This is a genomic window from Aliarcobacter sp., from assembly GCF_041672065.1.
GTDB lineage: Bacteria > Campylobacterota > Campylobacteria > Campylobacterales > Arcobacteraceae > Aliarcobacter > Aliarcobacter skirrowii.
This window is the reverse complement of the sequence record NZ_JBAZAH010000072.1, coordinates 1-7,175: the sequence shown is the minus strand read 5'-3', so window position 1 is coordinate 7,175 and position 7,175 is coordinate 1. Positions and strand designations below refer to the sequence as shown.

The following is a 7,175-nucleotide window of genomic DNA, read 5'->3' as shown; positions in this document are numbered from 1 at the left end:
TCTCAGCAACAGCTATAACATCCTCTTGAGTACAAAAACTCATCTCAACATCTATTTGAGTAAACTCAGGTTGTCTATCTGCTCTTAAATCTTCATCTCTAAAACATTTTGCAATTTGAAAATATCTATCAAATCCAGCAACCATTAGTAATTGTTTAAACAACTGTGGAGATTGAGGAAGTGCATAAAACTCACCTGCATGAACTCTTGATGGAACTAAATAATCTCTTGCACCTTCTGGAGTTGATTTTGTAAGAATTGGAGTTTCAACATCTAAAAATCCTAACTCATCAAGTGTATTTCTAGCTTGAATAGTAGCTTTACTTCTTAGTTGAAAAATATCAAAAGATTTTTTACTTCTAAGCTCTAAAAATCTATTTCTTAGTTTTATCTCATCATTTACTTTCTCATCATTTATATCAAAAGGCATAGCTTTGCTTCTATTTTCAATAATAAGATTCTCTAAAATAATCTCTATTTTTCCAGTCTCTAAGTTTGGATTTTCTAACCCTTCACCTCTAGCTCGCACAGTTCCAGTTGCAATTAAAACATACTCATCTCTTACAGTTTCAGCAACAGCTAAGGCATCTTTACAATCTTGTGGATCTGCAACAAGTTGAACTAAACCACTTTTATCTCTTAAATCTATAAAAATAATCCCACCGTGGTCTCGTCTGCTATTAACCCATCCAGCTACTGTTACTTTTTCTCCTATTAAATTTTCTCTTACACTACTACAATAATGTGTTCTCAAAATTAATCCTTTTTCCTAAATAATTGGCGATTTTATCTAAAACCTACTTAATTTCTACAAATCCAAAAGCTGTACTAATATACAATTTTGGAATATATATAGCTTGATTATTTTCAACTTTTGTTGAAACAATTTCATTATTACCTTTAAGTAAATAGTTTACTCCAACTAATGTTGAATAATCTACCCACTCATAACTAATATTTCCACCAAAATTTGAAATATTATCTTTTAACTCACTTGAAACTCTATCTATAGAGTTTGCTATTAAAAGTCTCTCTCTATCTTTATCTTGAGTTAGAGTCATTAAAATTGGATCATATAAAACTTGCGTTGCAAATATAATTTTTGGATCTATCTCATTTGCTCTAAGTTGAGAGAGTATTAAAGAGCTCTTTACAATATCCAAGTTTAAAAATATGAAACTATCATTTAATCTATCATCTTTTACAATATTTTTAAAGTTTGTATCTGTTCTTTTTATATCTTTTTGAATAGATGTAGTTATATTTAACTCATCATAACTATGTTTTAATTTATTTCCTAAATAAGTATCTAGATAAAAAAGTACATTATCTGAATCACTATATTGACTTAGCTTTTTCAACTGTTCACTATAAGATATTGCACCAAAAACAGTATTTTCACTTAAAACTAAATTTTCATCACCTAAAACATACTCTTTTTTCTCAATTAAAGGAAAATATATTTTAAACTTATCAATTTTAATCTCTTTTAAATTATTTACACTCTCAGGTGTAAATAGAGCTACTACATTTTTAATCTCTAAATCTTCTAGCTCATCCATAACTCTTTGCATATTTTCTAAACTCTCATCAAGAGTATCTATAGCTATAAGATTATATTTTTCATCTATAAAATTTAGATATCCCAAAATAGTATTTATAGAACTCTTAGCATATCTGCCAACTAATTGTGATGGATAGATAAGTGCTACATTTATTTTGTTATTTTTTGGATTAAAGTAATAAGAGCTATCTTTTTTTTCAAAAGGATCAATTATCTCCTCTTGTATTATTGAATCAATTGGTTTAATTATCTCAATATTTGAATCTTTAATCTCTATTGGAGTATCTTCTGTTTTTAAATCTACAACTTGTTTTTGATAACACCCTACAAATAAAAATGCTACAAATAAAATATTAATTAAATACTTCAATTTATCTCCTCATATAATTTTTTAATTTTTAATAAATCTTCAAATGCCTCTTTTTTAGAAGATGGATTCTTTAATAAAAAAGTTGTTGAATAAGTTCCTATGAATAAAGATTTATTAAAATTTAAAATTTCTCCTCTTTTTTGAGAAAAATTTTCACCATCTTTTAATAAATAACTAAAAACTCTCTCTCCAAAAGCAACAATAATTTTTGGTTTTACAATATCTAATTGCCTAAATAAATAACAACTACAACTATCAAAATTTTCAATAGTAGCCTCACTTCTTCCTCTACATTTTACCAATGTAGTAATATAGACATCCTCTTTTTTTAGTTTTAAAACTTTTTCTATCATATTAAGTAACATATCACCACTAACACCTGAATAAAATGAACCTAGCTCATCTTCACTTTTTGTTGGTTCATCACAAATAAAAACTATTTTACTATTTAAATTTCCATACGAAAAAAGAGGATTTTTTCTACTTTTTGAAAGTTCACATAAATGACAATTCTCAACTCTTGCTTTAAGCTCATTAATATCAGAAGGAAGAGTAGAATCACAAGATGAACTCTTTTGTAAAACTATATCCTGAGCATAATTAAACCCAAAAAGTTTTAAACTGTGTAAATATCTTAAAATTTCTGCTTTTTTTGTTTTTGTCATATGGGATTTTACTAAAAATTTACTTTAGTGTTGATTGAAGTATTAAATGAAGCATTAAAGCTTCATTTAACTATTTTTTTCTATGTACTATTCTGCCTTTATCAAGTGAATAAGGCGTAATTTCTACTGTTACAGTATCATTTGGTAATATTTTTATATAGTGCATTCTCATCTTTCCTGAGATATGACACAAAACTATATGTCCATTATCTAACTGTACTCTAAACATTGCATTTGGTAAAGCCTCTATAACTTTTCCATCAATTACGATTACATCATCTTTTGCCACATTTTTCCTTTAATCTTCTATCTTACTTAAAATAACTGCTCGTCCATCAACAACAGCAACTGTATGCTCATAATGGCTACCTCTTAAACCATCAGCAGATACAACATCCCAACCATTATCTAAAATAACTGGATTTCTATCTTTCTGACAAATCATAGGTTCAATACAAAAAACCATACCATTTTTTATTTTTGGTCCAGATTTTGCATTTCCGTGTTCCAAGTAATTAGGAATTTCAGGATCTTCATGTGGTTTTCTTCCAATTCCGTGTCCACAAAATCGAATCAATGGAACAAATCCTCTAGCAACTATAAAATCTTCTATTGCTTTTGATAGTTCTTTAAATCTCATGCCCTCTTCAATAATTTCAATTGCATAATATAAAGCATCTTTAGCACAAGCAATTAATTTCTCATCTTCTTTTGAAATCTTTCCAATTGGCATAGTAATTGCACTATCACCATACCAACCATCAACTTCTGTTCCAATATCAAGACCTAAAATATCTCCCTCTTTTAAAACAGTATCAGATGGAATTCCATGAATTATAACCTCATTTAATGAAGTGCAAACTGCATTTGGGAATCCATAAAGTCCTTTAAAAGCAGCTCTTGCTCCTAGGCTTTTAATTACTTTTTCACCCATAGCATCAACCTCTTTTAAAGTCATACCTGCTTTTACATTCTCTTCAAGATATTTTAATGTTTTAGCAACTGCTTGATTTGCAATATAAAGTTTTTCAATCTCATTTGGTTTTCTAAGAGCGATAGACATTTTTATAGTCCAACCGCACTTAGAGTTTGATATTTATTTGAGTATTGTTGAGCCTCTATTTTTCTCATAGTATCAATAGCAACTTGAACTACGATTAAAACTGAAACACCACCAAAATAAAATGGTACTCCCATAGCTTTTACAACTAACCAAGGAAGTGTTGAAATTAATCCAAGATAAATAGCTCCCCAAAATGTTAATCTACCAGCTACATCATTTAAATAACCAGCTGTTCCCTCTCCTGGTCTAATTCCAGGAATGAATCCACCTTGTCTTTTTAAATTTTCACTAATATCTTTTGCATTAAATGTAATTGATGCATAAAAGAATGCAAAGAAAACTACAAATAAAAACATAAATAGGTTAAAAGTATAAGAACTAGGATTTAAATAATCAGCAATTGTCACTAAATAAGGATTTTGTGAACCCTGTAATACAGTTGCTGGAAACATTAAAATCGCACTTGCAAAAATTGCTGGAATAACTCCACTTAAATTTACTTTAATTGGAATATAGTTCATTATTCTTTTATTCTGATTTTGCATAACTACTTTTCTTGAGTATGAAACAGGAACTCTTCTCTCTCCTAGTTCAACATAAATAATAGCTCCAACAGTAGCTAGTATTACAAGTAAAATACCAATAACAGTTAAAATACTCATTTGACCGTTGTTTACTAACTCAACTGTTCCACCAATAGCACTTGGAATTGCAGAAACTATACCTGCAAAGATAATCAGTGATATACCATTTCCAATACCTCTTTGAGTTATTTGCTCTCCAATCCACATTAGAAGCATTGTTCCAGTTAACATTGAAATAGCTGAAACTGCTATAAATGTATTCATATCAATAGATATTGCTGTTTGACCGTTTTGACCAGTTAAAGAGTTTAATCCAATTGATACTCCAATTGATTGTATTAAAGTAATAACAATAGTTGTATATCTAATGATTTGCATATATTTTTGCATTCCATCTCGCTCTTTTTTAAGTTTTCCAAGCGATGGGAAAGTTGCTGCTAGAAGCTCCATAATAATAGAAGCTGTAATGTAAGGCATAATTCCTAGTGAAATAATACTCAATCTCTCAACTGCATTACCACTAAACATATTAACTAATCCTAATGCATTATCTGCATTTGAATCAAAGAACTCTTTAACTACATCAATATTAACTCCAGGTACTGGCACGTATGCCAGTAATCTGTAAAGAAAAATAAAGCCTAATGTAATAAGAATCTTATTTACTAGATCTTTACTCATAATTAATTTCCAGTAGTTGTAACGTTTTCGTCTTTTATTTTTGCACTTAAATTTTTAGCTGTTGAACCAATAAGTTTTACTTTTTCAACAGTTCTTGATAATTTATATACACTTTTAATAGTTTCAAGTGTAATCTCTGGTAATTCAGCAACTGCAGTTATTTTATCTACATTTAATGAATAAGGTTTAACTACTCTTGAAGTAAATCCTACTTTTGGAAGTCTTCTTGAAAGTGGTTGTTGACCACCTTCAAAACCTCTTTTTACATTGTAACCAGATCTAGCTTTTTGACCTTTGTTACCTTTACCAGCAGTTTTACCGTTACCGCTTCCTTGTCCTCTACCTTTTCTTTTAGCCGCTTTTGTGCTACCACAAGCAGGTTTTAAATTTTCTAATAACATATTCTTATCCTTTTATTCTTGATAATGCTTCAACAGTAGCTTGTACAAGGTTATTTGGATTATTTGAACCTAAAGATTTTGCAATAATATCTTTTAATCCAGCAAGCTCAAGAACAGGTCTTGCAGCTCCTCCAGCGATTAACCCAGTTCCCTCAGAAGCTGGTCTTAATAATATTTTACTTGCATTATACTTGTGTTCAATATCATGTGCTATTGTAGTTCCTTTAATAGAAACCGTAACTAAGCTTTTAAATGCATCATCTAAAGCTTTTTTAATTGCATCTGGAACCTCTTTTGCTTTTCCTGTTCCAAACCCAACTGTACCGTTTTTATCTCCAACAACAACTAAAGCTGTAAATCTGAATCTTCTTCCACCTTTTACAACTTTTGTTACTCTTCCGATTTTAACGATTGCTTCTTGAAATTCTTCTCTATTTACTGCCATCATTAATCCTTATAATTTAATACCATTTTCTCTTAATGCGTCAGCAAATGCTGCAACAACACCATGATAAAGATACCCGTTTCTATCATAAACAACAGCTTCTATACCAGCTGCTTTTAATTTAGAAGCAAACTCAGCTGCAACTTTAGAAGCATTCTCTTTATTTCCACTTAAACCCATAGCTTGAGAGCTAATTGCTGCTAAAGTTCTACCTTCAACATCATTTATAGCTTGTGCACTAATGTATTTGTTAGATTTAAAAATCGATACTCTTGGTTTATCTGCTGTACCAGAAATAGTAGCTCTAACTCTCTTTTTTCTTTTAATTCTTAAAGCAATTTTTTTTGCTAAATCTTTTTCTCTACTCATAGTTACACCTTACTTCTTAGCCGTTTTTCCAGCTTTTCTGATGATTCTTTCATCAGTATACTTAACACCTTTACCTTTGTATGGTTCTGGTTTTCTAAAGCCTCTAATAATTGCAGCAGCTTGACCAACTTGTTGTTTATCTGCACCTTTAACAGTAATGATATTTTTCTCAACAGAGATATCTAAACCTTTAGCAATTTCAAAATTAATTGGATGAGAATAACCTAAAATTAACTCTAAAACATTACCTTTTACAGCTGCTTTATATCCAACTCCATTGATTTCTAAAGTTTTAGTAAATCCTTCATGAAGACCATTAATTGCATTTGCAGTTAATGCTCTATAAGTTCCCCAGAAAGCTGCTGATTCTTTTGTCTCACCAACTTTTGAAAGAACTACTTGATTATCTTCAATTTTTGCATAAACTCTTCCATGAGTTTCAACTGTTGAAACATTGTTTCCTTTTTTAACACTAATAAGTGTTCCATCTATTGTTACTTCAATTCCAGCAGGAATTGCGATAGGTTTTTTACCAATTCTAGACATTACACCCTCCTACCAAACAGTACAAAGTACTTCACCACCAACATTAGCAGCATATGCTTCATCGTTAGCAATGATACCTTTGTTTGTTGAAAGGATAATAGTACCGTATCCGTTTTTGAAATTTTTAATTTCTGAAGCTGGTTTATAAACTCTTCTTCCTGGTTTTGAAACTCTTACAATTTCGTTAATTGCTGATTTCTCTTTATCATCATATTTTAATTCAACTTGAATTGTTTTTTTATTATTTTGTCCATCAATAACTTTAAAACCAGAAATATACTCTTTTTGTAAAAGTACATTTACTACACCAGCAACTGTGTTAGAGTGTAATAGTGTTGTAACTTCTAATCTTCTCATAGAAGCATTTCTAATTCTAGTTAAAGCATCTGCGATTAAATCATTCATCATAGCTTTTTTCTCCTACCAACTAGCTTTTCTAACACCAGGTAATAAACCTTCGTTAGCCATTTTTCTTAAACAAACTCTA

11 protein-coding genes and 1 pseudogene are annotated in these 7,175 nt (G+C 29.9%); all 12 read right to left on the bottom strand.

What is annotated here, in order from left to right; genetic code table 11:
* On the bottom strand, positions 1 to 754 hold a 754-nt coding region (gene aspS / locus WC168_RS08890; RefSeq protein ID WP_372618747.1), incomplete at its 3' end, for an aspartate--tRNA ligase.
* A 43-nt stretch (positions 755 to 797) separates the two neighbouring features.
* Entirely contained in the window at positions 798 to 1,934 is a 1,137-nt protein-coding gene (locus WC168_RS08885) for a hypothetical protein (protein WP_066161648.1), read from the bottom strand.
* Positions 1,931 to 2,599: a uracil-DNA glycosylase gene (locus WC168_RS08880; RefSeq protein WP_319994221.1), complete on the bottom strand. Its 669-nt coding sequence runs from the start codon at positions 2,597 to 2,599 to the stop codon at positions 1,931 to 1,933. Before WC168_RS08880 ends, WC168_RS08885 begins: the two co-directional genes overlap by 4 nt.
* Before the next feature lie 70 nt (positions 2,600 to 2,669).
* Positions 2,670 to 2,888 carry a translation initiation factor IF-1 gene (gene infA / locus WC168_RS08875; RefSeq protein WP_066161653.1) on the bottom strand — a complete coding sequence of 73 codons (219 nt, stop codon included), beginning with the start codon at positions 2,886 to 2,888 and terminating at the stop codon, positions 2,670 to 2,672.
* Between the two features lie 9 nt (positions 2,889 to 2,897).
* The gene (gene map, locus WC168_RS08870) at positions 2,898 to 3,662 is read right to left on the bottom strand and encodes a type I methionyl aminopeptidase (RefSeq protein WP_066161655.1); all 765 of its coding nucleotides are present in this window, start codon (positions 3,660 to 3,662) and stop codon (positions 2,898 to 2,900) included.
* A gap of 2 nt (positions 3,663 to 3,664) precedes the next feature.
* The gene (gene secY / locus WC168_RS08865; protein WP_066161657.1) at positions 3,665 to 4,927 is read right to left on the bottom strand and encodes a preprotein translocase subunit SecY; all 1,263 of its coding nucleotides are present in this window, start codon (positions 4,925 to 4,927) and stop codon (positions 3,665 to 3,667) included.
* Positions 4,928 to 4,929: 2 nt separating this feature from the next.
* A complete protein-coding gene (rplO, locus tag WC168_RS08860) occupies positions 4,930 to 5,328 on the bottom strand; it encodes a 50S ribosomal protein L15 (protein WP_066161659.1) in 399 nt (132 codons plus the stop codon).
* A gap of 4 nt (positions 5,329 to 5,332) precedes the next feature.
* On the bottom strand, positions 5,333 to 5,773 hold the full coding sequence (gene rpsE / locus WC168_RS08855; RefSeq protein WP_066161661.1) for a 30S ribosomal protein S5: 441 nt from the start codon (positions 5,771 to 5,773) through the stop codon (positions 5,333 to 5,335).
* Positions 5,774 to 5,782: 9 nt separating this feature from the next.
* The gene (gene rplR, locus WC168_RS08850; RefSeq protein WP_066161663.1) at positions 5,783 to 6,142 is read right to left on the bottom strand and encodes a 50S ribosomal protein L18; all 360 of its coding nucleotides are present in this window, start codon (positions 6,140 to 6,142) and stop codon (positions 5,783 to 5,785) included.
* Between the two features lie 9 nt (positions 6,143 to 6,151).
* Positions 6,152 to 6,688, bottom strand: a complete 537-nt coding sequence (gene rplF / locus WC168_RS08845) for a 50S ribosomal protein L6 (RefSeq protein ID WP_066161665.1) — start codon at positions 6,686 to 6,688, stop codon at positions 6,152 to 6,154.
* Positions 6,689 to 6,697: 9 nt separating this feature from the next.
* Positions 6,698 to 7,096: a 30S ribosomal protein S8 gene (rpsH, locus tag WC168_RS08840; protein ID WP_066161667.1), complete on the bottom strand. Its 399-nt coding sequence runs from the start codon at positions 7,094 to 7,096 to the stop codon at positions 6,698 to 6,700.
* A 12-nt stretch (positions 7,097 to 7,108) separates the two neighbouring features.
* Positions 7,109 to 7,175: pseudogene (rpsN, locus tag WC168_RS08835) on the bottom strand (30S ribosomal protein S14); the annotation flags it as partial.

What these genes read in the sequence shown, in the direction of transcription:
- WC168_RS08880 (WP_319994221.1), bottom strand. Translation starts at nt 2,599, where the DNA reads ATGACAAAAACAAAAAAAGCAGAAATTTTAAGATATTTACACAGTTTA.
- map (WP_066161655.1), bottom strand. Translation starts at nt 3,662, where the DNA reads ATGTCTATCGCTCTTAGAAAACCAAATGAGATTGAAAAACTTTATATT.
- secY (WP_066161657.1), bottom strand. Translation starts at nt 4,927, where the DNA reads ATGAGTAAAGATCTAGTAAATAAGATTCTTATTACATTAGGCTTTATT.
- rplO (WP_066161659.1), bottom strand. Translation starts at nt 5,328, where the DNA reads ATGTTATTAGAAAATTTAAAACCTGCTTGTGGTAGCACAAAAGCGGCT.
- rpsE (WP_066161661.1), bottom strand. Translation starts at nt 5,773, where the DNA reads ATGGCAGTAAATAGAGAAGAATTTCAAGAAGCAATCGTTAAAATCGGA.
- rplR (WP_066161663.1), bottom strand. Translation starts at nt 6,142, where the DNA reads ATGAGTAGAGAAAAAGATTTAGCAAAAAAAATTGCTTTAAGAATTAAA.
- rplF (WP_066161665.1), bottom strand. Translation starts at nt 6,688, where the DNA reads ATGTCTAGAATTGGTAAAAAACCTATCGCAATTCCTGCTGGAATTGAA.
- rpsH (WP_066161667.1), bottom strand. Translation starts at nt 7,096, where the DNA reads ATGATGAATGATTTAATCGCAGATGCTTTAACTAGAATTAGAAATGCT.